This is a genomic window from Pseudoalteromonas sp. CNC9-20 (assembly GCF_022347875.1).
Taxonomy (GTDB): Bacteria; Pseudomonadota; Gammaproteobacteria; order Enterobacterales; family Alteromonadaceae; genus Pseudoalteromonas; species Pseudoalteromonas ruthenica.
Genome location: NZ_JAKRFS010000003.1, coordinates 53164 through 79770, shown reverse-complemented (window position 1 = coordinate 79770; position 26607 = coordinate 53164). Strand labels below are relative to the sequence as shown.

Below are 26607 nucleotides of genomic sequence, written 5' to 3'. Positions count from 1 at the left end.
AAAGGCGGCATCTAAGTCATCGATAAGATCTTGTTTATCTTCAATACCTACAGAAATCCGGATAAGCGTGTCGCCGACCCCAGCCTCAAGTCGTGCGGCTTTATCCATGCCCGCATGAGTCATGGTCGCCGGGTGACAAATAAGGCTTTCCACCCCGCCCAACGATTCCGCTAAGGTAAACTGCGTTACTGAAGTAAGGAATTTTGCACTGTCTTGCAGCTGACCTTTAATATCAAAGCTCACCATACCTCCAAAGCCCTGTTGCTGCGCCTTCGCCAGGTCGTGTTGTGGGTGCGAACTCAACCCTGGATAGTAAACAGACTGCACACTAGGATGCTGTTCAAGGTATTGAGCAATCGCCAAGGCATTTTCTTCATGCTGCTTAAGGCGCACTTTCAAGGTACGCAAACCACGCAGGGTGAGATAGCTATCGAAAGCGGCGCCGGTAATGCCAATATTATTAGCCCACCATGCCAGCTCTTCACCCAACTCTTTGGTTTTGGTGATCACCGCACCACCGACCACATCGGAGTGACCATTGATATATTTAGTGGTCGAGTGCACCACCACATCACAACCCAATAACAATGGGTTCTGTAAGGCGGGAGATAAAAACGTGTTGTCGGCTGCAACCAGCGCACCGATGCTCTGCGCGGCATCGCACACTGCGCGGATATCCGTGAGTCGCAAAATGGGATTACTGGGCGTTTCAATCCACACCAGTTTGGGTTTGGCGGCCACTAAGCGTTGGTAACAGTTTGATTGAGTGAAATCGATAACCTCAACCTTGAGCAACCCCCGTTTAGCTAAAGATGTAAATAAGCGATAACTGCCGCCATAACAATCATGGGGGATCACTAGGGTGTCATTGGGTGTCAGTAGCTGCGTCACTAGATGCACTGCGGCCATACCTGTCGCGGTGATAATTCCGTGCTCTCCCCCTTCTAGTTGCGCTAAGGTCTGCGCCAAAATATCCCGATTGGGATTACCACTACGACCATAATCATATTCGCGTTTGCTATCAAAATCGGCAAAGGAATAGGTGGTCGATAAATGAATGGGTGGCACCACCGCACCATGGTGCTTATCGGCATCAATACCATGGCGCACGGCGATGGTGTCTTTTTTTAGTTGTGACATATTTGCCCCCAATCAAGAAAATGGATGTTTAGACGTCCAAAAGGTTAAATTAACACAATTTAGAAGTCAAAACATTTATACGTCTAAATAGCTATTTTATGAATATTTGACTATCCTTACCAACGCGATAAAATTTCGCCCTTATTGATGCCTAAGTGACCAAAAATAAGACGCAAATTATGGCCAAGTGGAATGGTGAATACATTCACCCTTATGCGGAGCATGGAAAAAAAGCCCAACAGGTAAAGAAAATTACCGTTTCCATCCCGCTCAATGTTTTAAAAGTATTAACCGATGAACGTACTCGCCGCCAGGTGAATAATCTTCGTCACGCCACCAACAGTGAGTTGCTGTGTGAAGCATTTCTACATGCCTTTACTGGTCAACCGCTGCCAAATGACGAAGATCTCCGAAAAGATAATCCGGAGAAGGTACCTGAAGAGGTGAGAAAAATTATGGAAGAAATGGGTGTGGAAGTGCCTGTTATCGGAGAGGACTAACAAAGACAAGCAAGTTTAACTAACCCCTGAGCATTAGGCCTCATTGCAGGAGCTAGCTTAGTGTTGTTCATACATGTCGCAAGTCAGCCTGTATGAAAAGCGGTTAGTGAAGCTATTACTCTTTGCAAGCCATAAAAAAACCCAAGCACTAAGCTTGGGTTTTCTTTTTCTAGCGCTGAGTAGTAAAGTGATTACTCAGCCATATAATTCGCTGGCATATCAATTTGCGCAACACCTGAGTCCACAGCCGCCTGCGCCACGGCTTTCGCTACGCGTGGCAATAATCGTGGATCCATGGGCTTGGGAATAATGTATTGCGCGCCAAACTCTAATTCGCTCACTCCAGATGCCGTTAACACTGACTCAGGTACTGGCTCCTTGGCGATGCTGCGAATAGCCTCTACAGCGGCAATTTTCATCTCATCATTGATAGCGGTGGCACGCACGTCCAGTGCACCACGGAAAATAAATGGGAAACACAGTACGTTATTCACCTGGTTCGGGTAGTCAGAGCGCCCAGTGGCCATAATTAAGTCTTTGCGCGCACTGTGTGCCACATCCGGCTTAATTTCTGGGTCTGGGTTAGAACAGGCAAAAATGACCGGCTTGTCGGCCATCAATTTAAGGTCTTCAGCTGAGAGCAAATCTGGGCCAGAAACACCAACGAACACATCGGCATCAGCAATAACGTCTTGCAAGGTACGCTTATCGGTGTTGTTAGCAAATAATTGCTTATATTCATTTAAGTCATCCCGACGCGTGTGGATCACCCCTTTACGGTCAAGCATGTAAATATGCTCGCGCTGGGCGCCACACTTAATAAGCAGTTCCATACATGCAACTGCCGCTGCGCCAGCCCCCAAACACACGATCAGAGCATCACGAATATCTTTACCTTGAATTTCTAAAGCGTTTAGCATGCCTGCGGCCGTGACGATAGCAGTGCCGTGTTGATCATCATGAAATACTGGCACATTACAGCGTTCAATGAGCGCTTGCTCGATTTCGAAGCACTCTGGGGCTTTAATATCTTCGAGGTTAATACCGCCAAAGGTATCGGCAATATTTTCTACAGTGTTAATAAAGTCTTCCGTGGTGCGATGCTTCACCTCGATATCGATGGAATCAAGATTAGCAAAACGCTTAAACAGTAGTGCCTTGCCTTCCATGACCGGCTTAGACGCTAACGGCCCTAAGTTACCCAACCCTAAAATGGCACTGCCATTAGAGATCACAGCAACCATATTGCCTTTGGCCGTGTATTTATAAGCATTGTTAGCATCGGCAGCGATTTCACGCACCGGCTCTGCAACACCTGGGCTGTAGGCTAAAGCGAGATCGTTAACGGTCTCGGCGCTTTTGGTGAGTTCAATGCTAATTTTTCCTGGAACGGGGTTAGCGTGGTAATCGAGGGCTTTTTCACGAAAGTCAGACATGAACGAGTATCCTGCTAGAAATGTATGTGAGAGTTCAGCTAGTTAAGGCAAACCATACCGCTTTTCTAAATATATTCAAGCAATATCAGGTCTATCCTGTTGTACGAAATTAAAGGGTTTTAAGCCCAAATTCATGCACATTATCTAAAGCTTTATGTGTAAATTTTGATATTCCATGCACTATAGGGACTTATGCATGCATAAAAAACCACCTAAAGCCATGCATAATGCTATATCCGAATAACTTAATATAACTAAAAAGAATACCGATCGGATAACGAATCTTATTGTTCGCTAATAACAAAGTAAGTGAATTTTAGTGAACTTTAGCGTCATTATTGTGCTTTTTTGTCACTTTAAATGAGCTAGAGCTTAAGGTGAAATGGCTAGTATGAATAATGGGGATGGATAAAAATCATAGACACAAAAAAAGCACCCGAAGGTGCTTTTCTCGACAAGCAAAGATTACTTCTTGCTGCTAAGCGCACCGAAGCGCTTATTGAAGCGATCTACACGACCACCTGTATCAAGGATCTTTTGCTTACCAGTGTAGAATGGGTGACACTCTGAACATACGTCTAGGTGAATGTCTTTACACAGGGTAGAGCTTGTCTGGAATTTGTTGCCACAAGAGCACGTTGCGTTGATTGCTTCGTACTTAGGGTGAATACCTTCTTTCATGGGGGTTACCTCTAAATAGGCCGTATCGCTCTCCAAACCCGAAGTTTGGCACCATACGCGTTAGTTTCAATGTGCCAAAGCATGGATATAACCCGCTCAGCACCCTTAAGGCCGCGTATTTTATTTGACTCCCGATTAATGTTCAAGCTTTAATTGCGGCTATTCACTGCGCCATGAATTTAGTACATTAGCGCTATATTCTAGTTCTTGGGGCCTGATTTTTGTTGCCATCATCTCGCGATTCCAACAGCCACAGTAGCAACGCGACCCCGTGCTACGTTGAAGTAGCACTTAAGGTGCCCTTACACCGTAGCTTCGACTATTTATTACCCACCGAGTTGTGCTCTCGTGCCGTGACTGTAGGGGTGAGGGTCAGTGTTCCTTTTGGTTCGCGTGTCCTGACCGGTATGGTATTAAAGGTAAAAGCCAGCACAGAGATGCCGGAAGATAAAGTCAAAGCCGTTAAAGCCGTGCTCGATAGCACAGCCATTATTGATGACAGTCACCTACAATTATTGCAATTTACTGCTCGCTATTATCATTATCCATTAGGTGAAACCGTCTTTACCGCTTTGCCAAAAGCGCTGCGTGAAGGCGCCGATATTGATAAAACCAGCATTAATTACCTGCAACTCACCGAGCAAGGGCAACAGCAGCCGACACTGCGGGCGAAAAAGCAACAAGCCTTGCTTAAGCAGCTGGCTGAATCAGGGAAATCGCCCACCACGGAAATTAAAGCTCTGGGCTACTCCAAAGCCACCATTGATGCCCTCATTAATAAAGAACTAATAACCCAAGCAGTTGAATTTGATAGTCAATGGCGCGAGCAGCCATTGCAGGTGGCCAACAAACCAAGGTTAAACAGCGAACAAGCCATCGCCTGCACTGCCATTAACCAATCCCCTGGCTTTGCCGCTTTTTTACTTGAGGGGGTCACAGGCAGCGGCAAAACCGAGGTGTATCTGCAGTGCTTAGAGGAGGTTTTGCAACAGGGCAAACAAGCCTTAGTCTTGGTCCCTGAAATAGGCCTAACACCACAGACGGTAAACCGCTTTCGCCGCCGCTTCCCCAATACGCCAATTATGCTTTGGCACTCAGCGTTGACAGATAATGAGCGTTTGCAAACCTGGCGGTTTTGCCAAAAAGGTAGCTGTGCCATAGTGATCGGCACACGTTCGGCGATTTTTATGCCGTTTTTACGCTTAGGCATGATTATTGTTGATGAGGAGCATGACGCCTCATTCAAACAGCAAGACACCCTACGCTATCACGCCCGTGATTTGGCCGCTTACCGTGCGCAACAGCAAAACATTCCCTTAGTTCTAGGCAGCGCGACCCCTGCCCTGGAAACACTCAACCGTGCATTGTCCGATAAGTACCAATTGCTCAGTCTCACTCAACGGGCACAAACCAGCAGTGACAATCAATTTGAACTCATAGACATTAAAGGTCAGCACCTTGAGGCTGGACTCAGCCATAGCGCCCTTGCCTATATCAAGCGTGAGCTGGCGAGACAAAAGCAAGTGATGGTGTTTTTGAACCGTCGCGGCTTTTCCCCTTCGCTCATTTGCCATGAGTGCGGCTGGCTCAGCGACTGCTCGCGTTGTAGCACCAGCGCGACCTACCACAAGGCCATGCGTCGTTTGGTGTGCCATCATTGTGGCGAGCAAAGTGCACCGCCCATGCAATGCCCGGATTGTGGTAGCACACAAATAAACCCGGTGGGGCTGGGCACCGAGCAATTGCAAGAAGCACTAAGCGAGCAATTTCCCGACACACCCATCAGCCGTATCGACCGAGATTCAACACGACGTAAAGGCAGTTTGGAGGAAGAACTGGCTGCCATCAATCGCGGCGGCGCACGCTTATTGGTGGGCACACAAATGCTAGCCAAAGGCCACCACTTTGCCGATGTCAGCCTAGTCATTATTCTTGATGTCGACGCCGGGTTATACTCATGTGATTTCCGTGCCACCGAACACTTAGCACAACTAGTGACTCAAGTAGCAGGACGCGCAGGGCGCAGTGGCGAACCAGGCACCGTGTTGCTGCAAACTCACTTCCCAGAGCACCCACTATTGCAAGATTTAGTCAATAATGGTTACCAACACTTTGCCCGTTATGCTTTGCAAGAGCGCCATGAAACAGAAATGCCACCGTTTTCGCACTTAGCCCTGCTAAGGGCGGAAGCGCATGATTTATCGCTACTGTTGCGCTTTTTATCGGATTTAGTTCCCGCAGCCCCCGTGCCTAAGATACAATTGCTGGGTCCGATTCCCGCACCGCTCGAACGAGTCGCTGGCAAATACCGTTATCAATTGCATATTCAAGGGCAAGATAGAGGCGCGCTACACGGCTTTTTGGCGCAACTAATGAACTACCTCGGTAGTAATAAGCTGGCACAAAAAGTACGCTGGAATTTAGACGTTGATCCCATAGACATGATGTAAAGAGAACACAAAAACAATTATGGCGCAGCACGACTATATAAATCGCAAACGACCTCAGCGTGGTAAGAACAAAAAAGCCCCAGCAAAAAAGCCTCTGCCGCTTGTGCTTATTGCTTTGGCCATTTTGTTACTCGCCGGCTTCGCTTACGGCCTCTGGTATATAAAAACCAATGCTGATCCCGAGGCTGTTGAGCAAGTTAAGCAGAAACCAAGCGCCTCCAAGCCAGAAATTAAAAAACCGCAAACGCCCGAATTTATCAACGAAATAAAGCAAGCCGAGATAGAGGTTGAGGTCAAAGAAATTGAGCAAAAAGGCCCTTATCAAATGCAATGCGGGTCATTTAGAACCTATGCGCAGGCGGAAACGCTCAAGGCCAAAATAGCCTTTGTCGGGCTAGTATCAGAAATCAGGCGCACTGAAGGCAGTAATGGCGTCTGGTTTAGAGTACGGTTAGGCCCCTATCCGACTAAGCGCGGCGCAGAGAGCGATAAGAACAAGCTTAAGCGTCAGGCAAAAATCATGGGCTGTGGCATCTGGTTGTGGAATTAGGCAAAGCGAAAGCCGTTATCGCCATGTAAATAACCAAGCAGGCACAGCAAATCACATAAAGGGATTGCAAGTTTACCTTGAAATCCCTTTTTCATGCCCATATTTCCTCGCTATTAGACAGTTACAAACACCCAGACTGGGTATAAGGACACACATGACCACAATCGTTTCTGTACGCCGTGAAGGCAAGGTTGTTATTGGCGGCGATGGCCAAGTTTCGCTCGGCAACACGGTAATGAAGGGCAACGCGCGTAAAGTGCGTCGTCTTTTCAACGGTAAAGTGATCGCCGGGTTTGCAGGCGGTACAGCCGATGCGTTTACCCTTTTTGAGCGTTTTGAAAGTAAATTAGAGATGCACCAAGGGCATTTAACCAAAGCCGCTGTAGAGATGGCCAAAGATTGGCGCAGTGACAGAGCCTTAAGGCGACTCGAAGCCATTCTTGCTGTTGCTGATGAAACCACCTCACTGATTATTACTGGTAATGGCGATGTGGTACAGCCTGAACATGACCTAATTGCGATTGGTAGCGGCGGCAACTTTGCCCAATCAGCCGCAATTGCATTACTAGAAAACACCGAGCTTGGTGCGCGTGAAATCGTTGAACGCAGCTTAAAAATCGCTGGCGATATCTGCGTATTTACCAACAACCACCAAACTATCGAAGAATTGTAAAAGGAGCTGCCATGTCAGCTATGACTCCCAGAGAAATCGTTCACGAGCTTGATCAACACATTATTGGTCAGAGCAATGCTAAGAAAGCAGTGGCTATCGCCCTGCGCAACCGTTGGCGCCGTATGCAGCTTGACGAGAGCCTGCGCCCGGAAGTAACACCGAAAAATATCCTTATGATCGGCCCAACCGGTGTGGGTAAAACTGAAATAGCACGCCGATTAGCCAAACTTGCTAATGCTCCTTTTTTAAAAGTAGAAGCGACTAAGTTCACTGAAGTTGGCTATGTTGGCAAAGAAGTAGAGACTATTATCCGCGATCTCGTCGACATTGCCATTAAGATGGTTCGTGAGCAGCAGGCGAAGAAACACCACTTCCGTGCTGAGGAAGCTGCAGAAGAACGTATTTTAGACGCATTATTGCCACCAGCTAAAGACACCTGGGGCGAGTCACAACCGAGTGAAAATAGCAGTACCCGCCAAAGTTTCCGTAAGAAATTACGTGAAGGTCAGCTCGATGATAAAGAAATTGAAATCGATGTTGCTGAGCAAGCGCCTAATGTTGAAATCATGTCACCGCCCGGCATGGAAGAAATGACCAACCAGCTACAGAGCATGTTCCAAAACATGTCCGGCGGCAAAACCAAAAAGCGCAAGTTGAAGATTAAAGAAGCCTTTAAACTACTTGTTGAGGAAGAAGCCGCCAAACTGGTTAACCCCGAAGATGTTAAAGAGCTCGCTATTGAAGCCGTTGAGCAGCACGGTATTGTGTTCTTGGATGAAGTAGACAAAATTTGTAAGCGCGGTGAAGCAAATGGCCCAGATGTAAGCCGTGAAGGAGTACAACGTGACCTGCTGCCGCTTATCGAAGGTTCAAGTGTGAGCACCAAGCACGGTATGGTGAAAACTGACCATATTCTATTTATTGCTTCTGGCGCGTTCCAAATGGCCAAACCCTCAGATTTAATCCCTGAACTACAAGGCCGTTTACCGATCCGAGTTGAGTTGGACGCCCTCAGCGCCGATGACTTTAAGCGCATTTTGACTGAGCCGCATGCTTCGTTAACAGAGCAACAAATCGCGCTTATGAATACCGAAGAAGTCACCATCGAGTTCACCGATGATGCCATTGACAGCATTGCTCAAGCAGCATGGCAAGTGAATGAAAAAACAGAAAATATTGGTGCTCGTCGACTACACACAGTCATGGAGCGATTGATGGAAGAAATATCCTTCGATGCTTCCGATAAGGCAGGCTCACGTCTTACCATTGACGGCGAGTACGTCAATCAGCACTTGGGCAACTTGGTGCAAGACGAAGACCTAAGCCGCTTTATTTTATAACGGCATGGGCTTGGGCAACTCCACCCAAGCCCTTTTTACTGAGGCTGGTTTATGTTGATAACAACCTTACACTATCATCAGCGTTCAAAAACCTTAGACATTCACTTTGACAATGGCGATAGCGCCGAGCTCAGTGCTGAATTCCTGCGTGTACACTCCCCTTCTGCCGAAGTACAAGGCCACCATCAAAGCGAGCCAAACCTCGTTACCAACAAACGGGATGTTGGTATCAACAAAATCGAACCTGTTGGCCACTATGCCGTGCGCTTAATTTTTGATGATGGCCATCTCAGTGGCTTATACAGCTTTCGCTACTTAGCCGAACTGACCAGCAACAAAGATAATCTCTGGCAGAGTTATTTGGCGCGACTTAAAGCTGCGAATGCCCAGCGTGATGCAAGTATTGCGATTAAGGTGACGCCTTAAGCTAAGTGCATTGCCATCACCACCTAGGGTGGGTGAGTACAGAAAAGGGGCTCCCGCCCCCTTTTTATTATGTTACTGTCTTCGGCTTTTTCTAAACCTTGTATTTAGCCACGGCATCGTGCAACACCCGAGCCTGCTCTGCTACTTCCTCACTGGTATGGGCATTATTACTTGCATGGCCGCTGGCTTGCTCAGCAATATCACGAATACGCACCACGTTTTGATTCACTTCAGAGGCAACCTGTGATTGCTGTTCAATGGCCACCGCGATTTGCGTACTCATTTCCATTATGGTTTCAATTTCTTGGGTAATTGAGCTCAGTAAGTCGCCAGCACGAGAAGCTTGCTCTGCACTCTCACCTCCTTGGTCGCGACACTGTTGCATAATACTCACAACTTGTTGGGTCCGCTGTTGCAGGCCGGAAATAATATTTTCTATCTCTTGTGTGGAATCTTGTGTACGTTGCGCCAATGAACGTACTTCATCCGCAACCACCGCAAAGCCACGGCCTTGCTCACCTGCCCGTGCAGCTTCTATGGCAGCGTTCAACGCTAGGAGGTTGGTTTGCTCAGCGATACCGCGAATAACATCCAGTACTGAACCAATGGTGTCAGCATCTTTTTCTAAATCACCAACCACCCCAGAGGCATTGCCAAGCGAGTCTGAGAGCTGGGCAATACGAGATACGGTGGCATCCACTTCCTGACGCCCTTGAGAAGCACTTTCATTAGTTGTTTGCGCTCGTTTTGCAGCTTCCTCTGTGTTGCCAGAGATGTCATGAATGGTTGCCTGCATCTCGGTAGCCGCTGTGGCCACCATATCAGCTTCTTGCAACTGCTCTTGTACGCCAGTACTGGTTGATGCGGTGGTGCTAGCTAAGTCTTCTGTTGCGGCGTTCAATGTCGCTAGGGCGTTATTCACATCAAAAATCAGCCCTCTAAAACCGGCGGTGAGGTTATTGATATTACTGGTCAGCGTAGCAATTTCGTCATTGCCATGGGTGTCAATTTGAATACTTAAATCATTGGTCTCACGAATACGGGTAATAGCACTGACCGCTCTATCAATTGGCTGAATAATAGCGCGACTGGTCATTGTCAGCAGCGCCGCCACCAAGATTGCAGCAATCACTAAAATTGTCAGAGCGGTGATCTGAGTCACTCGCATCTCTTGCTCTATCATCTCTTTCGTGGCGCCCAGCACTTGGCGAGCATACTTGTCACTTTGCTCAACAGACTGGCGTAATTGCCCCAGCGCGCCAGACTCTAAATCAACGCCCAAGCGTTGTTGCGCATCAACCAAGCTTTTAAATTTACTGCGATAGTCATCAAGGAGGGTGATTAACTTGGTGCGATAAGGCGCATCAAACCCCGCGCTTTGCACTTTGTTTTTCAGCGCGCTGAAATGGGTGTCAAACTTCCCTAGATACTTCACATCAAGGCGCAACATAAAATCTTTTTCAGCCCGGCGAAGTTGTAACATCAGTGCCAGCATTTCAAAGTTTTGTCGCTCTTTAAGAAGAGTTTCGACTTCATGTACGGCGCTGCGTAGAGCGCCGTAAAGAGCATCTTTCGGGTGCAAGCCGATTTCGCGCTGTAAAGCCTCGACGTTGTTAAAGTCATCACGATACTGCTGCGCCTGTGAGGCGAAATTATCAATCAGCTGAGTATCACCATCGAGGGTCACAAACTGCTCGCGCAGCTTCGCTACCCGCGCTTCAAGCGCTTGATATTCACTGGCAAACTCATCCAATGATTGTTCTTGCTTGTAAAATAGAAAGTTTTTCTCATGCTTACGTAAGGTAAGCTCATGAACATTGAGCTCTTCAGCATTTTCCAGTGTGGAGTTAAGTAACCCCATTATGCGGGCTTCATAGATAATTACAGCGAATAACACCAGCAAAGCTGTTGCTACGACTGCGCCATTTAACTGTAAACGACGTTTAATCGTGAGCTTTTTCATAAAGTTCATGGTTTTGACCTTCTAAGTAACTGCAGCGCCATTATCTTCAAATTTTAGCCGCCATATATGATATGTCGCAAAAAATTTGTCGATTTTTCTTAAAATCAAGGCAGTTATATCTTAATCAAGCAACCAGAACCAACAAAAATTACAACACGTTGTGCCACAACTGCTCATTTAAGCCTTTACGCTGATGCCACTGCCCCTGTACTAACCAATCGACCAAAGGCGCAGGATCTTGAGGATAGTTAATCCGAGAGTGGGTCGCAATATTGACCCAGTCTTCGAGCGCATCTTGGTCAAGATAGTGCATCACTTGCGCCCGCTGCATTTGCTGCAACGTCAACGCATTTGAGTATTGCTCGAATTGACCGTTCAGGGGTTTAAGCAAGAGCTTCTTACCCAATGTAAGCGCTTCACTGGCAAGTTCAAAACCGGCATTGGCTATAACTCCGCTCGCACTTGCCAAATCACGCAGGAAGTTTGCCCGAGACGGGCGGCGCAAATGAATATGAGCAAGTGACTGGTCTTGCGCGTGTGGGTGATAACAGTAAAACTCTTTGCCAGGGAAATCTTTGAGATAATGTATGACCTCCTCCAGTTCCTCAAAAGGCAGGTACACCAATACCTTGTTATCAACATACTCACTATCAACCGCAGTGCCATGCTCAATAAACGGGGGAATAATAGAATCGTCAAAAGGCTGCCAATGCACTCCGAGATAAACATCCGCTGGAGCGAAGTTGCGGATCATTGCTTTGGTAAAGAGGTTATCGCCAGTCACTGGTACGTGAGGTGATAAAAATGCAGCTTGATGGCTCATGCCAATAACAGGAATTTTTTGCCGACGCCCAGCCCACGCGGTAACAGGCTCAAAGTCATTAAAGATTAAATCATAATGGCGTAAGTTGAGTTCACGAATATCACTGATAAATTCTCGTATTTTCGCTTGTTTAACCGTTTTAAAACCATTGACTCGCCCCCGCTCGGTGACAAAGGTAAGCCCTGTTCGCGTCTGAAAGTCGGCAAACTCCTGCATATCAAAATAGTCAGCTTTGCTGCGCCCAGAAAATAAGTAATCCACTTCAATACCTGCCTTGGCAAATGCCTTGGCCATGACCCGAGCGCGTGTGGTGTGGCCATTCCCTGTGCCCTGAACGCCATAAAGAATTCTCATAAAGTCCCTGTAATAATAAGTGCTAACAGTGCACAGCCGTAACCCATCAACGAGCCGATAACGACATCAAGGGGATAATGCACCCCGAGCAACACCCGCGATAACGCTACCAAGCTTGCCCACGCATAAAGAAATATAGCTAGTGGTGGATAGAAGTGGCTGACTACAGTCGCAAAGACCCACGCCGCTGCGCTGTGCCCTGAAGGCAAGCTAAATTTGTCGCTTGGGCGAATATGCGCATGGCTTATCACGCCATCACAGGGCCTTACACGCTGAAACAGGTTTTTCGTAGCGTAGTACACTGGTCTCTCTATTAGGTAAGCCACCAGCAGTACCATCACTAACGTCTGTTGCTGCGCGGTACTAAATGCCACTAAATACAGTGCAAAGGCCCCATATAAAATGCCGTCTCCTGAGCGTGATGTCATGCGAATGCAGTGATGTAACCAGCGTCGGTAACGCGGGCGAAATATCACCTTAAACAGTGCCCTGTCTATGCGATCTATGTGCGATAAGATCATTCGCTTTCACCTAACTAGCTGACTTACTTTGACTATAGTGAGCGAAAATAACAATTACATGACGTTTTTTAGACACTAATATGTCGTCTCACGATGACCTTGCGCTTCGCTTGCTAAGCCCCATAACCTAGGTATACTTGATGCAAAAGTGCCCGTAGGAGAGCCCAATGGAATACAGTACTTCTGAACTTTGCGACCATTTTGCCGATGTAGTTGATGTGCTTGAACCCATGTTTATTAATTTTGGTGGTCAAAGTGCATTTTGCGGCCGTATAAGAACGGTGAAATGTTTTGAGAGTAGCCAACTGCTGCGTGAGGTACTGCAACAAGATGGTACTGACTGTGTGCTGCTTGTTGATGGTGGCGGTTCTACTCGCCGCGCGCTGGTAGACATTGAGCTTGCAGAACTGGCCGTCGAGAATAATTGGGAAGGGATCATCGTATATGGTGCGGTACGCCATGTTGATGAGCTTGAAGAACTGGAGCTAGGCATCCAAGCGATTGCCTCAATTCCTGTGGGCGCAGACAACCTCGCTCCGGGTGAAGAAGGAATTCCAGTTAACTTTGCCGGGGTCTCTTTCTACGAAGATGATTATATTTATGCCGATAGTACCGGCATTATATTGTCCGCCGAGGAGCTAGAGCTAGAGTACATCGAAGACGAAGAACTTGATGTATTAGAGGATTAATCCACTATATGAACCATGCAGTCACTATTTATGATGAGCAGAGCTTACAAGGCATAGTGGCTGCTCGCTCCGGCGAACAGCGTGTGTGGCAGGCGATGGCCTTGCTCGATACGCGTTTGGAGTTCAGTCAAGCCCTCAAAGATGCTTATGCCTTTGGCATACGTTACGTTATTCTTGGTATTCCAGAAGATATAGGCCCTCGGGCAAACTTAGGTAAAGGCGGTGCTCAACAAGGTTTTCGCGCTTTTTTATCAAAGTTTTTAAACCTTCCTGTCAATGAATTTACCCCCGTACAAGATACACTCCTGCTAGGGGAAATAGACTGCCAAGCGCTGCAGCTGCAAAGCCAGGCTTTGGATAATCTTGATCCAGACGACACCGTACGCCTGCGGGCCTTGTGTGAGAATATAGATCAGTTAGTCGAGCCTGTAGTGGCAGCTATTCTAGCGGCCGGACTAACCCCGATAGTAATAGGTGGCGGTCACAATAATTGTTACCCGTTACTGAGCGCAAGCAGCAAGCATTTCGGCTGCGCCATCAATGCGCTCAATCTAGACCCACACGGTGATTTTCGTGCACTTGAGGGACGCCACAGTGGCAATGGTTTTCACTACGCGGCACGCCGGGGATATTTACAGGGCTACCATGTCATTGCTCTGGATGAACAGAAAAATAACCAAGATATATTAGCCGCACTGCATGAACATCACGCCAGCTATACCAGTTATCATGCTCTTAAAGTAGCCACGACCACATCAATAGCAGAGTCGGTGAATAGCGCCCTACACAGCTTTACTCTTAATAGCCCACTGGCCATAGAGTTGGATGTCGATGCCATTACCTGCGCGCCAGCCAGTGCGTTTAATCACCGAGGTGTAAGCCTTAGCGAAGCTGAGCAATATGTCTTTTGCGCTGCACGCACTTCGGCGCTGGCGTACATTCATTTGTGCGAAGCGGCTCCAGAGCAAGACCCCAATGGTTATGACGCTGGTGCGAATGCCGCTGGGCAAATTCTCACTGCCTTAGTTATTGCTTTTTTACGTGCAAGATACCAACGCTAGCTGAAAGATTGCTGGTGACGCCACTGTCGCCCCCACCCTAATAACCCTTCTAATGGTAAAGGCTGGGTAAAAATGAACCCTTGCGCGCCTTGCACATTGAACTCTTTGATATAGCTAAGCTGGGCTTCGGTTTCAATACCTTGGCAAATCACTTGCGCCTTTAGGTGGCGATGCATGTCAATAAGGCCATTGAGTAGCGCTTTGTTGGCGCTGGTGTAATCAACATCTTCGGTCAATGCGGGGTCTACTTTGACGTAACTTAGCTTGAGCTTCGGCAATTTCGCTAAAAATAGCGGCGTTTCGCCAAGGCCATCCAAACAAACGTGAACCCCTACCTGGTGTAACCGAGTTAACAATGACAAAGCGCGATTATCCAGCGACATAAGCACTGGCAGAGGACATTCAACAATTAAATCGCCATGAGCAAGATTATGCTCTCGTACCATACGCTCAGCAAAATCAACAAACTCATCGTGCAGGACTTCTTCACCATACAAGTTAATGCTTATCGGGGTCGGCTGCCCGTCCATTTTTAATGCCAAGGCCATTTCCGCTGCACGTTCAAGCACATGAAATGCCAGCTTATAACCACGTCCTACGGCGCGCAGATCAGCAATAAATTCTTCGGCTTTTAATAACCCTTTTTCTGGGTGCTGCCATCGTAGTAATAATTCTACATACAAGAGCTCTTGTTTGGGCAATCCAATTACAGGCTGAAAATAAAGCACAAAGTCTTGCTCAAAATCGACCTTTTCTAACTCTTTCAGTTGTACTTCGTGGGCTTGCACCTGCTGCTCTAGCTCAGCGCTGTAATGACTAATGCGTTGCTCGGGATAAAAGTCACGCGTTTTAAACGCGCACTGCAACATGTCATCAAGGCTTGATGCTGAACTCGCCCCTTGTACGATAGCGATATGTGGTTTTAGCTCGACGATACCTTGCTGAGAATTGAACGGCCGCTGAGCGGCATCGGCTAGCTGCTGAGCAACTTGCTCATGTACGTGTCGCTCTTGGTCAAAGACCACCACGGTGCCGTAACACAGCGGAGCAACTTGGAAAAGTTGCGCGCTCTGTTGCACTTGTCGTCGCGGCACATTGAGATTTAACACTTGCGGGTGGTCGATGACTTGATTCATCCGCGTTAAAGCTTGCATCAATAATAGCTCAGCGAATTCTTGCCCGAGCTGACGGTTAAGAGGCTCATAGCCTTCTATTTGCACTAAGATCAAGGCGATATCAGCACGATTATTGGCGCTCCAATCTTGATATTGCGCTAACGCTTGCGGCCAAGAAATAATAGGGAGAGAGTGGTTATCAAGTGTATTAGTTTGTTGGTTGGATACAACTTCCGGCTCACTAAAGCTCAGCTCCATATAAGCGCTAAGCTGCAACAACAAAGGGACGATGCATAACCAAGCGCTGTGTAGCTCAAAAGAGAGGTGCGTTGCTATCAGCAAGCTCTGCAATAGCACTAACCCACCCTTGCCAAGCAGTAATCGTTTATTTTGATGCCGGTATACAAGCCAACAACGAACGCCATAAGCGCCTAACAAAATGACGCTGGCGACTTGCCAATAGCCACTGATATAGGCCAGCCCAGCGATTGAGTAGAACATCGCACTTAACCCATCACGGCGCTCACTGACAAGAACAACGCTGACGATTAGCGCCATCATAAACAGTCCGCTAATAAAGGCGCTCAAATGAATGCTGGTGATCATGATTATTATCGTTATTGTTGACGCGGCTGACGCTTGTTAATAAGCCAAGTATAGCCGCTTATAATTTAGCCGCCCATGATCAGAAAGTTTTGCTTAACACTCCCTGAATCCACAGTTGTTTCAAGGGCTTGGTTCCAAATTCGTAACTTAATTGTGCGGGGTGTTCAATGTCCCACAACGCCACATCGGCACGCATCCCTGCTGCAAGCGTACCTCTATCTGCAAGCCCTAACGCTCGTGCCGCATGACATGTCACACCTTGTAATGCTTGCGCTGGTGTTAGTCGAAACAAAGTACAGGCCATATTCATCATTAGCTGCAATGAGCACAACGGGGATGTGCCGGGATTAAAATCAGTGGCAATCGCGATAGGCACATTATAACGGTGCAACAACTCTATCGGTGGATACTGACTCTCTCTAAGGTAATAGAACGCCCCCGGGAGCAACACCGCAACCATACCGCTTTGTGCCATTGCCTTAACCCCTTGTTCGTCAAGGTATTCAAGATGGTCACTCGATAACGCCTGATATTTCGCAGCCAAGGCAGTACCGCCCATATTAGAGAGCTGCTCGGCATGGAGCTTAAGTTTGAAGCCTAAATCCTGCGCCGCCTTAAGCACCCGCTCCGTTTGCGCATGGGAAAAACCAACATGCTCACAAAAAACATCTACCGCACTGGCCAGTTTCTTGGCCGCCACTTCAGGGAGCATCTGCTCACATACCAGGTCGATATAACCATCACTGTCACCTTGATACTCTTTTGGCAATGCATGGGCACCTAAAAATGTGCTCTGAATTGATACTGGATGATGGCTATCAAGTAACTTGGCGACCTCCAGCAGTTTTAGCTCAGCAGCTAGGTTTAAACCATACCCTGATTTTGTCTCTACTGTGGTCACCCCTTCAGCGTAGAGCGCATCAAGACGCTGTTTGGCGCTAACGTACAACTGTTCCGGCTCTGCCGCGCGGGTTGCGCTCACGGTGGTCGCAATCCCCCCCCCTTGCTCAGCAATAGCTTGGTAACTTTCTCCTTGTAAACGGCGCTCAAATTCTCGTGCACGATTACCGGCAAACACCAAGTGAGTATGGCAATCGATGAGCCCTGGAGTCACCCACGCCCCTTTTGCCGAGGTCACAGGAATACTTAATAAATCCAGTTCTGGGAGCTCACTCATCGGCCCAAGCCATTGAATAACCCCCTCACCCATGACCACGGCTCCTTGCTCGATAACACCATAAAGGTCATCACCTTGAGGCTCCATAGTGGCGATATTTACATCTACTATAATGTGATCCGCGTGCATTAGACGTGCTCCTAATGAGTAAATTGCTAAGCTTGTATATACAAGATATTTATGCCATGTTTACATAATAACCAAGGCAGTGCAAAGTGCCGCGATGGTATTGATTAGGAGCCCCCATGTCGTCAGCTAAGTATCATCAAATTAAAGATCATATTTTAACCCAGATCCGCAGCGGACAATGGCAAGAGTTCCAACGTGTGCCATCAGAAAACCAGCTCGCGCAGCAGTTTGCAGTCAGCCGTATGACCGCACGCCGCGCTCTAAGTGAGCTTACCGATGCCGGCATACTCACTCGCACTCAAGGCTTAGGGAGCTTCGTTGCCAGTTTTAAATCACAGTCATCACTGTTGGAGATCCGTAACATCGCCGATGAGGTGCGTGAACGTAACCATAGTTACAGTTGTGCGCCGGTAACCCTAGAGTCCATTGATGCCGTTGCCCCCATCGCTATTGCGCTAGGCGTGGAGCCCGGCGAGCAGGTGTATCACTCAGTATTAGTGCACTTTGAAAATGATGCGCCCCTGCAAGTAGAAGAACGCTTTGTTAACCCGGAGCTGGCACCTAACTACCTGCAACAGGATTTTCATACCCTGACGCCACATGAGTATTTATCTCAAGTTGCCCCTCTGACCGAGGCCCGACATACGGTCGAGGCTATTACTCCAAACCAACAAATGTGTACGTGGTTAAACCTCTATAACGAAGAGCCTTGCTTACAAGTGATCCGTCGCACCTGGTCACAAAGAGGCATTGTTAGCTTCGCTAGGCTTGTATCTCCGGGCAGCAAATATCGCTTGGGTGGCCATTTAACATTCACTAAACGCAGTTAAAAAATTTTATAAAAACCAATTGTATATACAACCTATCAACAGGTGACATTATGACAACACACAGATTAGATAATAGCCGCGTTATTCGCGCCCCGCACGGTGATAAAATCGCCGCTAAAAGCTGGCAAACTGAAGCTGCTAAACGCATGCTAATGAATAACCTCGACCCTGAGGTTGCCGAGCACCCTGAAGCACTGGTTGTGTACGGCGGGATAGGCCGCGCAGCTCGTGACTGGCCTTGTTTTGATGAGATCATTCGCACCCTAGACCGCCTTGAGGACGACCAAACCTTATTGGTGCAATCAGGAAAGCCTGTTGGCGTTTTTACAACCCACAGCAATGCTCCCCGAGTGCTCATCGCGAATTCAAATTTGGTGCCTCATTGGGCTAATTGGGAGCACTTTAACGAGCTCGATAAACAAGGTCTGATGATGTACGGACAAATGACTGCTGGCTCATGGATTTATATTGGCTCTCAGGGCATAGTGCAAGGAACCTATGAAACCTTTGTGGCAATGGCCAAACAGCATTTTGAAGGTCAAGCAAAGGGCCGTTGGATCCTCACCGGCGGCCTAGGAGGCATGGGCGGAGCCCAGCCGTTAGCAGCAACCATGGCAGGCTTTAGTGCCTTAGTCGTTGAGTGTGACCCAAGCCGAATTGAGTTTCGTCTAAAAACCCGCTACCTGGATAAACAAGCCAGTAGCTTAGACGAAGCCTTAGCAATGATTAACAGCGCCTGCGCTCAAGGTGAAGCAATCTCAGTGGGGTTATTAGGTAACGCCGCCGATGTTTACAGCGAGCTGGTTGAGCGTCAAGTTACACCCGATGTGGTCACCGACCAAACCTCCGCTCATGATCCATTAAATGGCTATTTGCCACAGGGATGGACTCTGGAGCAAGCTCATGAGCTGCGCCAGCAAGACCCAGAGCGGGTGGTACGCGAAGCGAAGCAATCCATGGCGGTGCAGGTACGTGCCATGCTCGCCATGCAACACGCAGGCGCCGCTGCCACAGATTATGGCAACAATATTCGCCAAATGGCACAAGATATGGGCGTCAATAACGCCTTCGATTTCCCTGGTTTTGTGCCTGCTTATATTCGCCCACTCTTTTGCCAAGGTATTGGTCCCTTCCGCTGGGTGGCTTTATCGGGCGACCCAGAAGACATTTATAAAACCGATGCCAAGGTGAAAGAGCTTATTGCCGATGATCCGCATCTGCATAATTGGCTCGATATGGCCCGTGAGCGTATTCAATTCCAAGGCCTACCGGCTCGTATTTGTTGGGTAGGGCTCAAAGATCGCGCCCGCTTAGCGCAAGCCTTTAACACCATGGTTAAAAACGGTGAACTAAAAGCGCCGGTTGTCATTGGCCGCGATCACCTTGATTCTGGCTCAGTTGCAAGCCCTAACCGCGAAACAGAAGCGATGCGCGATGGCTCAGATGCGGTATCGGATTGGCCGTTATTAAACGCGTTACTGAACACCGCTGGCGGCGCCACTTGGGTGTCACTACACCATGGTGGTGGCGTAGGCATGGGCTTTAGCCAACATGCTGGGGTAGTCATTGTTGCCGATGGCAGCGATGAAGCACACGACAAACTGGGGAAAGTGCTGTGGAACGACCCCGCTACCGGAGTGATGCGCCATGCTGATGCCGGCTACGATATCGCCATAGACTGCGCTACCGAGCAAGGCTTAGATTTACCTATGGTCAATAAGGAACAGCGCCATGATTAATGTTCACCTGCACCCTGGTCAGCTCGATTTAGCCACTTTGCGCCAAGCGCAGCAACAACCTATCAATATCACCTTAGACGAGAGTGCTTTGAGCGCTATCGCCGCAAGCGCCGCCTGCGTGCAACAAGTGATTAAGGATAAGCGAACCGTTTATGGCATTAATACTGGCTTTGGCTTACTTGCGAACACCAAAATTGCTGAGCCGGAACTAGAACTGCTGCAGCGCTCTATTGTGCTCTCACATGCTGCCGGTATTGGTGAGTTGATGCAAGATAGTACAGTTCGGTTAATGATGTTGTTGAAAATCAACTCGTTATCACGCGGTTTTTCCGGCGTGCGACAATGCGTTATCGATCTCTTAATTGCCCAAGTTAATGCTGGTATTTACCCGTGCATTCCCATTAAGGGCTCGGTGGGCGCATCCGGAGACTTAGCGCCCTTAGCACATATGTGCCTACCGCTATTGGGCGAAGGAGAAGTGCGCTATCAAGGTAATATCTTGCCAGCAGCGCAAGCCTTCGCCAAAGCTAACTTGACCCCCATCACCCTTGCCGCGAAAGAAGGCTTGGCACTACTCAACGGCACCCAAGCGTCGACGGCATTAGCCTTAGAGGGGTTATTTCAGGGCGAGGATTTATGGGCACAAAGTGCGGTTATCGGCGCCATGAGCATTGAGGCGGCGATGGGCTCACGGGCACCTTTTGACGAGCGTATTCACCTCGCCCGAGGCCAACAAGGGCAAATCGACAGCGCCCAAGTTTTTCGGCAACTGCTAGATAAAGAATCAGCCATTAGCCGCGCCCATATCGACTGTGAAAAAGTGCAAGACCCTTACTGCTTACGCTGCCAGCCACAAGTACTAGGGGCCTGCTTAACGCAAATTCGCCAAGCCAGTGAAGTCATTCTAGTCGAGGCCAATGGCGTCACCGATAACCCGCTGGTCTTTGCCGAGCAAGGTGAAATCATTTCCGGGGGCAACTTTCATGCCGAGCCCATCGCCATGGCGGCGGACAATCTCGCCTTAGCGATCAGCGAAATCAGCGCGCTGTCTGAGCGCCGTATCGCCCTACTCATAGATTCGAACTTATCTAAACTACCGCCATTTTTGGTGGAAAACGGAGGCGTAAATTCGGGTTTTATGATAGCCCAAGTCACCGCAGCAGCTTTGGCCTCGGAGAATAAATCCTTAGCCCACCCAGCATCGGTCGATAGCCTACCCACCTCAGCCAACCAAGAAGACCATGTGTCGATGGCCACCTTTGCTGCGCGACGACTGCAAGATATGGCGGAGAATTCTCGCGGTGTACTCGCAGTAGAGTATTTAGCCAGTGCGCAAGGGCTTGATTTTCGCGCTCCGCTAAAAGCGGCCGCCAGTGTTGAGCAAGCCAAGGCCACTTTGCGAGAGCACGTCGCTTACTATGACAAGGACCGGTATTTCGCCCCCGATATTGAGCGCGCTAATCAATTGCTCAAAGAGCGCGCACTATGTACTCTGATTGACGGGATGTTGCCGTCGGCCTAAATGGGTTGCTGATAACTAAACCCTAATTGTTCGATGGCGCTCCCATCGATACGCCGTCTAATGGGCCTCTGATTGGTAAAGGTCGGAGGCTCATTGCCCAAACGCTGACAATGATCACGGTAATATTGCTGTTTCGTAGGGTGCTGTGGATGAACCAAATTGTAAACGCTTTGCGTTTGCTCATAGTGCGACAATAGCTGCAAAATGCCGTCAATCACATCGTCACGGTGCACCATGTTCACCACATCATCGCCATGCGATGACAGCGCTTTACCACTAACAAAACGCCCCGGTTCCCGCTTCGGGCCTATAAGACCTCCTAGACGCAGTGCCCGACCCCCCTGTTGTAACACGCGCTGTTCGGCAGCAAACAAACGCTGCTGGCGTTCACTGCTTAGCGTCAATTCACTGCTTTCTTTGTAGTCGCCACTCTGTTGAGGGTAGATACCCGAACTTGAGCACAATACGAACCCTCGGCCATGCAATGTTTGATAGAGCGCCAGCGCCGCCTCGAGGCTTTGTAGGTAGTTGCTATTGGGGTTTCGACTCCCCGGAGTCATTGCGCATAGCCAAAACGCATCGGTTAAATCGAGGTCATGCTCAAGTTCACCACGCTCGTTAATAACAAATTGACGTTCGTGACTTTGCTCACCACGACGACGGTGCGTTGCTTGTACCTGCCACCCTGAGGATAAACAGCGCTGTGCTAGCGCTTCACCAAGCCAACCGGCTCCAATAATCACGATTTTTTTTGTCATATTTTCTCCCAAATTAACTCACCGCCATCTACACTTTGCACAGTACAACACCAAGGAATTCAACTTGCTATGTTTTTAGTTCGTTTAGTTTACGCTTCCCGTGTCAGTGATTCTCTCAGCACTGACGATGTGGCACAAATTTTAGAGCACTCGCGCAGCAACAACCGAAGTAACGATATATCAGGATTACTCTGTTTCAACCATGAATACTTTTTACAGTGTTTAGAAGGCTCAAGAGCCAGAGTGAATGCTTTGTACCAGCGCATACTAAGCGATACACGGCATAAAGATATACTGCTGCTGAGCTATGGTGAGATCACTGAACGTAATTTTGGCCGTTGGAGTATGGGTTATATCCCCGCTTCAAGCATTATTCGCGAAACCACCATGCGCTTTAGCGGCAAAAGTGAGTTTAATCCGTATGAAATGACCGGCGATAGTGCCCATGCTCTACTGGTTGAACTGGCACGCAATACCCCGACTTTGGAATAGTTCACGCTCAATTGCTGTAGATCAAAGCACCGCTGTGCAAGTTAAGTAAACTAGCCGCACTTCCACCTGTGTGAGAGAGCGTCGTGATAGCACAAGTACAATGGCACAATGAGCTAATAAACAAATACAACGTTTCTGGCCCGAGATATACCTCTTATCCTACGGCTTTACAATTAACCGATGGGGCCGATGGCAATACGCTAATAAACGCACTAAATCAGTGTCAGGGCGATGAATTATCGTTGTATATTCACATCCCCTTCTGCCACCAACTTTGCTATTACTGCGGCTGCAATAAAATTGTCACCCGCCACCAACATAAAGCGGATTTATACCTGGATTATCTAGGCCAGGAAATGGCGCTATTAAGTGAGCATAGCCGCCACTTAAAAGTTAAACAGCTGCACTTGGGCGGCGGCACGCCAACATTTTTAGATAGCGCACAGATGCACCGCTTAATGGCACTCATTAATGAGCACTTTAATATTGCCAGCGACAGTGAACGCAGCATTGAAGTTGATCCCCGCGCTTTACCGCTAGAGCGCATTGATGAGCTTAAGGCGCTCGGTTTTAATCGTATTTCTTTTGGTGTTCAAGACTTCAATGATGAGGTACAAAACGCCGTTAATCGGCCACAGTGCGCACAGGATGTAGAACAACTGGTTCGTCGCGCGCAAGCGGTAGGCTTTACCTCGGTCAATGTTGATATGATCTACGGATTACCGAAACAATCAACGGCTTCCTTTGCGCGCTCGATTGCCAGACTAATTGATATTGGCCCGGATCGCGTCTCGGTATTTAATTATGCCCATCTGCCAGAGCGTTTTGCCGCGCAGCGCAAAATTAAAGACGCCGATTTGCCCAGTGCCCAAGCCAAGCTGACGATGTTTAAAGAAACCCTCTCTGCCATGCTCGCGGCTGGATACCAATTCATTGGTATGGACCACTTTGCCAAGCCGGACGATGAACTGGCTGTCGCTCAGCGCCAAGGTCATCTGCACCGGAACTTTCAAGGATACACTCTCGGCGGCGACCTTCCCCTACTGGGTTTAGGCGTGTCCGCCATTTCGCAACTGGGCAATCACATTATTCAAAACCACAAAGAGTTGAAGCTGTATTATCAAGCGTTAGAACATCATACTCTGAGTGCCTGTAAAGCACTGACACTCAACGATGAAGACCATATTCGCGCGGCGGTAATAAAGCAGCTTATTTGCCACTTTGAGCTAGATATGGACGCATTCTCAAATCACTACGATATAAACTTTAAAGCCCACTTTGCCAACGAGTTGGCGCAGTTACAGGGGTTTATTAACGATGACATGCTTAGCGTTAGTGAGCAGCATATTCGCGTAACTGCAAAAGGCATTCTCTTCATTCGCATTATCTGTATGTGTTTTGATCAATACTTACAACAAAAACTCAACCAACAACGCTTTTCTCGAGTAATATAGAAGCGATAAGAAAAGCCGCTGTACAGCGGCTTTTCTTACATAAACACATGCTTACTGTTGGGGTCAGCTGTAAATTCACTGAGGATTTTTTCTGCATCCTCAAGAATGTCCGCTTCCAACTCTTTTTCTTTACGCCAGCGCGCACTGTCTTGCTTGAAGATTTCCTTCTTCGAATACTTTTTACGTGCCTCATGAGTAGGTAAGTCCTTGACCGCATCGTACATGGCATAGACACCCGGATAGTGCGCCTGCAAGTCGCGCTCTTGATCGAAGCTGTACTGACTCATAAGTACCCACACTCGTAAACACCCTTCCGAGTATTCACATTGACCTTCTTTCATCGCTTTCGCGAGCAGGTGGATACTATCACTCAATTTTGCATTACGGGCTAAGCGCTTTTCGGCGAGCTCCGCTCGTTTAGCTGCAATCGCCTGATTTTGCTCCTTCACTTGCCAAATCAAGCGCCCTGCGTAAAAAGCCAACCCAGCAATGATCAGCGCCCCAATTACGATGGCAATGATCCACATGGAATTCATTCTTTATCCTCTTCGTCTAGCCACTCATCCGCCAACGAGTCATTCATATAACTATCAAGCAAATCTTCGTCATCCGCAAAGTCTTCATCATCAATGCCCAGTATTTCACACAGTTGCTCATGACGTGCGACCTTGGCATTAAAATATTTTGCATCTTTGCCTGTTAAAACTTCGCCCTGATCGTGACGCTCAATAAGCGCTAGCAGGCGCTCATCCGCTTCAATCTGTGCCAACTCTTGTTGCGGACTCAGTTCTGGCTCATGCGCTTGGCGCAGAGTCGCTTGTGGTTGAAGGTTGCGCCGAGGCTTAGACTCAGGCTTGCTCTGTTTAGGTGCCTGTGGTGTTAAACTCACAGGCTTTTTGCTGCCCACCCGCTTATCTGTTTTGCCGCTCTCACTGCTCTCGCTACCCTCAACTTTTAAAAGTTGTGAATTACGGTTACCGGGCTCGGCACCTTTTTTCTTTTTCTTGCTGCGCTGCTCTTTCATCGCTCGCAGCTCTCTGAGCTTATCTTTACTTAAACGCGCAGTGCCGTTGTTGATGACCTTGCGGGACTTTTTCTTTCTCGTCATAGTTAATCTCTATCGCGCGGCCGTGTTAAGAAGATCACATCAGCCGCAATAAATTCCACATTAAATCCAAACTGCTCGGCGATATAAGCAAAGGTATCTTTGCTATAAAAGGCAATGTGTGTTGGATCATTTTTATAGTGCCAGGTGGCAAAACGCTCAGCATTGATAACTAACTTGGTCATCAAAGCCAAAGTGCCCCCTGGGCGTAATAATTCGTACCATTGTCCAAGGACAATATTAGGTTCGGCCAAATGCTCTATTACTTCGGTGCTGCATATAAAGTCATAACGATCATTAAGCACACATTGATCAGGGTAGTAATAGAGATCATACAATGCCACTGTATGTTCTTGCTCTTGCAACATAGCAGCGAGTAAGGGCGCTGGCCCACAGCCAAAATCTAAGCCTTTACTTCGAGCAACTAAACGCTGCTGCAACGGATTAAAGACCCTGCTTAGGAAACGACGATACCCTGGATCATCAAGATCATTCTCATGATGATCATAGATGGCCTTCTCTTGTGCTGCCGTTACGTATTGGCACGCCGCTACAAACACCAATGCACAACGCTGGCATTGCCAGTAGTCGCGTACTTTATCGCGGTAGTAGTGATTTGGGTTTGGGCTTTGACACAGCGGGCAGGTATTCGCTTTCATAGCGTCTATTGTAACAGGACAAATAAAAAGGCGGTAGAGCTAACCTCTACCGCCTCGCAACTCGAGCGCCAAAATGAATTTGGACACTTCTCCCTTCGACTTGATTTTAAGTCTTATTTTATTATTTTTGTTATCACTTTCCGTATTGTTTTTATTATCTTCCGTGTGGTGTTTTATTTTTCTCGGTCTTCCTAACTCTTTGTTATTCTTCCTTGGTTGTGCATCTTTCGATGCTCCCCTAGCGCACAAACTTGCCGCGATTCCGTTACGAATTTCCCTGTTGTTATTGTTTGTTGCGACAGCAACTAATTTACTGATTCATAACTTAGTTACAACTGGTTTAACTATTTTTTGTAGTTTTGTTGCTGTACCAAAATAGGTAAGTTTTTTAATTTCATTAAGTTAAGGTTTATT

The 26607-nt window shown here is 48.0% G+C and carries 24 protein-coding genes and 1 pseudogene; 13 read left to right on the top strand and 12 right to left on the bottom strand.

Annotated features, from left to right (window positions below; genetic code table 11):
• Positions 1 to 9: 9 nt before the first annotated feature.
• A pseudogene (metB, locus tag MHM89_RS07495) lies at positions 10 to 1140 on the bottom strand (cystathionine gamma-synthase); the annotation flags it as partial.
• 179 nt (positions 1141 to 1319) lie between these two features.
• Here metB and metJ point away from each other — a divergent pair.
• Positions 1320 to 1640, top strand: coding sequence for a met regulon transcriptional regulator MetJ (metJ, locus tag MHM89_RS07490; RefSeq protein WP_022946657.1), 321 nt, complete (start codon positions 1320 to 1322; stop codon positions 1638 to 1640).
• Between the two features lie 191 nt (positions 1641 to 1831).
• On the opposite strand, the gene MHM89_RS07485 is transcribed toward metJ, so the two are convergent.
• Entirely contained in the window at positions 1832 to 3076 is a 1245-nt protein-coding gene (locus tag MHM89_RS07485; protein WP_022946655.1) for a malic enzyme-like NAD(P)-binding protein, read from the bottom strand.
• 465 nt (positions 3077 to 3541) lie between these two features.
• Positions 3542 to 3757, bottom strand: a complete 216-nt coding sequence (rpmE, locus tag MHM89_RS07480) for a 50S ribosomal protein L31 (RefSeq protein WP_081604468.1) — start codon at positions 3755 to 3757, stop codon at positions 3542 to 3544.
• Between the two features lie 224 nt (positions 3758 to 3981).
• Between rpmE and priA the strand changes: the two genes are divergently transcribed.
• The 5 genes from priA (at position 3982) to MHM89_RS07455 (ending at position 9196) form a co-directional block, all read left to right on the top strand.
• Positions 3982 to 6207 carry a primosomal protein N' gene (gene priA, locus MHM89_RS07475; RefSeq protein WP_151173748.1) on the top strand — a complete coding sequence of 742 codons (2226 nt, stop codon included), beginning with the start codon at positions 3982 to 3984 and terminating at the stop codon, positions 6205 to 6207.
• 19 nt (positions 6208 to 6226) lie between these two features.
• Positions 6227 to 6757, top strand: coding sequence for an SPOR domain-containing protein (locus tag MHM89_RS07470; RefSeq protein ID WP_022946653.1), 531 nt, complete (start codon positions 6227 to 6229; stop codon positions 6755 to 6757).
• Between the two features lie 154 nt (positions 6758 to 6911).
• On the top strand, positions 6912 to 7430 hold the full coding sequence (gene hslV, locus MHM89_RS07465) for an ATP-dependent protease subunit HslV (protein WP_022946651.1): 519 nt from the start codon (positions 6912 to 6914) through the stop codon (positions 7428 to 7430).
• Positions 7431 to 7441: 11 nt separating this feature from the next.
• The gene (hslU, locus tag MHM89_RS07460; RefSeq protein WP_022946650.1) at positions 7442 to 8770 is read left to right on the top strand and encodes an HslU--HslV peptidase ATPase subunit; all 1329 of its coding nucleotides are present in this window, start codon (positions 7442 to 7444) and stop codon (positions 8768 to 8770) included.
• Between the two features lie 51 nt (positions 8771 to 8821).
• A complete protein-coding gene (locus tag MHM89_RS07455) occupies positions 8822 to 9196 on the top strand; it encodes a DUF971 domain-containing protein (RefSeq protein WP_022946649.1) in 375 nt (124 codons plus the stop codon).
• 91 nt (positions 9197 to 9287) lie between these two features.
• Here the strand turns inward: MHM89_RS07455 and MHM89_RS07450 are convergent, their stop codons facing one another.
• The 3 genes from MHM89_RS07450 to MHM89_RS07440 form a co-directional block, all read right to left on the bottom strand.
• Positions 9288 to 11168 carry a methyl-accepting chemotaxis protein gene (locus tag MHM89_RS07450; RefSeq protein ID WP_045980435.1) on the bottom strand — a complete coding sequence of 627 codons (1881 nt, stop codon included), beginning with the start codon at positions 11166 to 11168 and terminating at the stop codon, positions 9288 to 9290.
• A gap of 139 nt (positions 11169 to 11307) precedes the next feature.
• Positions 11308 to 12336 (bottom strand): MJ1255/VC2487 family glycosyltransferase, encoded by a 1029-nt coding sequence (locus MHM89_RS07445; protein ID WP_022946647.1) that lies wholly within the window; start codon positions 12334 to 12336, stop codon positions 11308 to 11310.
• Positions 12333 to 12857 carry a phosphatase PAP2 family protein gene (locus tag MHM89_RS07440; protein ID WP_022946646.1) on the bottom strand — a complete coding sequence of 175 codons (525 nt, stop codon included), beginning with the start codon at positions 12855 to 12857 and terminating at the stop codon, positions 12333 to 12335. The genes MHM89_RS07445 and MHM89_RS07440 overlap by 4 nt, the downstream gene beginning before the upstream one ends.
• A 167-nt stretch (positions 12858 to 13024) precedes the next feature.
• On the opposite strand from MHM89_RS07440, the gene rraA reads away from it, so the two are divergent.
• Positions 13025 to 13546, top strand: a complete 522-nt coding sequence (gene rraA, locus MHM89_RS07435) for a ribonuclease E activity regulator RraA (protein WP_022946645.1) — start codon at positions 13025 to 13027, stop codon at positions 13544 to 13546.
• Between the two features lie 8 nt (positions 13547 to 13554).
• A complete protein-coding gene (locus MHM89_RS07430) occupies positions 13555 to 14607 on the top strand; it encodes a formimidoylglutamase (protein WP_239408518.1) in 1053 nt (350 codons plus the stop codon).
• On the opposite strand, the gene MHM89_RS07425 is transcribed toward MHM89_RS07430, so the two are convergent.
• Both MHM89_RS07425 and hutI read right to left on the bottom strand, forming a co-directional pair.
• Positions 14604 to 16328, bottom strand: coding sequence for an EAL domain-containing protein (locus tag MHM89_RS07425; RefSeq protein ID WP_151173296.1), 1725 nt, complete (start codon positions 16326 to 16328; stop codon positions 14604 to 14606). The two genes, MHM89_RS07430 and MHM89_RS07425, sit on opposite strands and share 4 nt — an antisense overlap.
• A 79-nt stretch (positions 16329 to 16407) precedes the next feature.
• Positions 16408 to 17634, bottom strand: coding sequence for an imidazolonepropionase (gene hutI / locus MHM89_RS07420; RefSeq protein WP_239408517.1), 1227 nt, complete (start codon positions 17632 to 17634; stop codon positions 16408 to 16410).
• A 116-nt stretch (positions 17635 to 17750) separates the two neighbouring features.
• On the opposite strand from hutI, the gene hutC reads away from it, so the two are divergent.
• From hutC to hutH, 3 genes are read left to right on the top strand one after another with little or no spacing between them, the layout of a single operon-like run.
• Positions 17751 to 18464 carry a histidine utilization repressor gene (gene hutC, locus MHM89_RS07415; protein WP_045980439.1) on the top strand — a complete coding sequence of 238 codons (714 nt, stop codon included), beginning with the start codon at positions 17751 to 17753 and terminating at the stop codon, positions 18462 to 18464.
• 50 nt (positions 18465 to 18514) lie between these two features.
• The gene (gene hutU, locus MHM89_RS07410; protein ID WP_239385198.1) at positions 18515 to 20203 is read left to right on the top strand and encodes a urocanate hydratase; all 1689 of its coding nucleotides are present in this window, start codon (positions 18515 to 18517) and stop codon (positions 20201 to 20203) included.
• Positions 20196 to 21725, top strand: coding sequence for a histidine ammonia-lyase (gene hutH, locus MHM89_RS07405; protein WP_239408516.1), 1530 nt, complete (start codon positions 20196 to 20198; stop codon positions 21723 to 21725). Before hutU ends, hutH begins: the two co-directional genes overlap by 8 nt.
• Here the strand turns inward: hutH and MHM89_RS07400 are convergent.
• A complete protein-coding gene (locus MHM89_RS07400) occupies positions 21722 to 22483 on the bottom strand; it encodes an NADP-binding protein (RefSeq protein ID WP_239408515.1) in 762 nt (253 codons plus the stop codon). The two genes, hutH and MHM89_RS07400, sit on opposite strands and share 4 nt — an antisense overlap.
• 69 nt (positions 22484 to 22552) lie before the next feature.
• Here MHM89_RS07400 and MHM89_RS07395 point away from each other — a divergent pair, with 69 nt between their 5' ends.
• Entirely contained in the window at positions 22553 to 22975 is a 423-nt protein-coding gene (locus tag MHM89_RS07395; RefSeq protein WP_239408514.1) for a BLUF domain-containing protein, read from the top strand.
• Between the two features lie 83 nt (positions 22976 to 23058).
• Positions 23059 to 24429, top strand: coding sequence for an oxygen-independent coproporphyrinogen III oxidase (hemN, locus tag MHM89_RS07390; RefSeq protein WP_239408513.1), 1371 nt, complete (start codon positions 23059 to 23061; stop codon positions 24427 to 24429).
• A gap of 35 nt (positions 24430 to 24464) precedes the next feature.
• Here hemN and MHM89_RS07385 read toward each other — a convergent pair whose 3' ends face one another.
• From MHM89_RS07385 to MHM89_RS07375, 3 genes are read right to left on the bottom strand one after another with little or no spacing between them, the layout of a single operon-like run.
• On the bottom strand, positions 24465 to 24965 hold the full coding sequence (locus MHM89_RS07385; RefSeq protein WP_022946635.1) for a DUF2489 domain-containing protein: 501 nt from the start codon (positions 24963 to 24965) through the stop codon (positions 24465 to 24467).
• On the bottom strand, positions 24962 to 25537 hold the full coding sequence (gene yihI, locus MHM89_RS07380) for a Der GTPase-activating protein YihI (protein WP_239408512.1): 576 nt from the start codon (positions 25535 to 25537) through the stop codon (positions 24962 to 24964). The genes MHM89_RS07385 and yihI overlap by 4 nt, the downstream gene beginning before the upstream one ends.
• Before the next feature lie 2 nt (positions 25538 to 25539).
• On the bottom strand, positions 25540 to 26193 hold the full coding sequence (locus MHM89_RS07375) for a class I SAM-dependent methyltransferase (protein WP_045980444.1): 654 nt from the start codon (positions 26191 to 26193) through the stop codon (positions 25540 to 25542).
• Positions 26194 to 26607 lie beyond the last annotated feature (414 nt).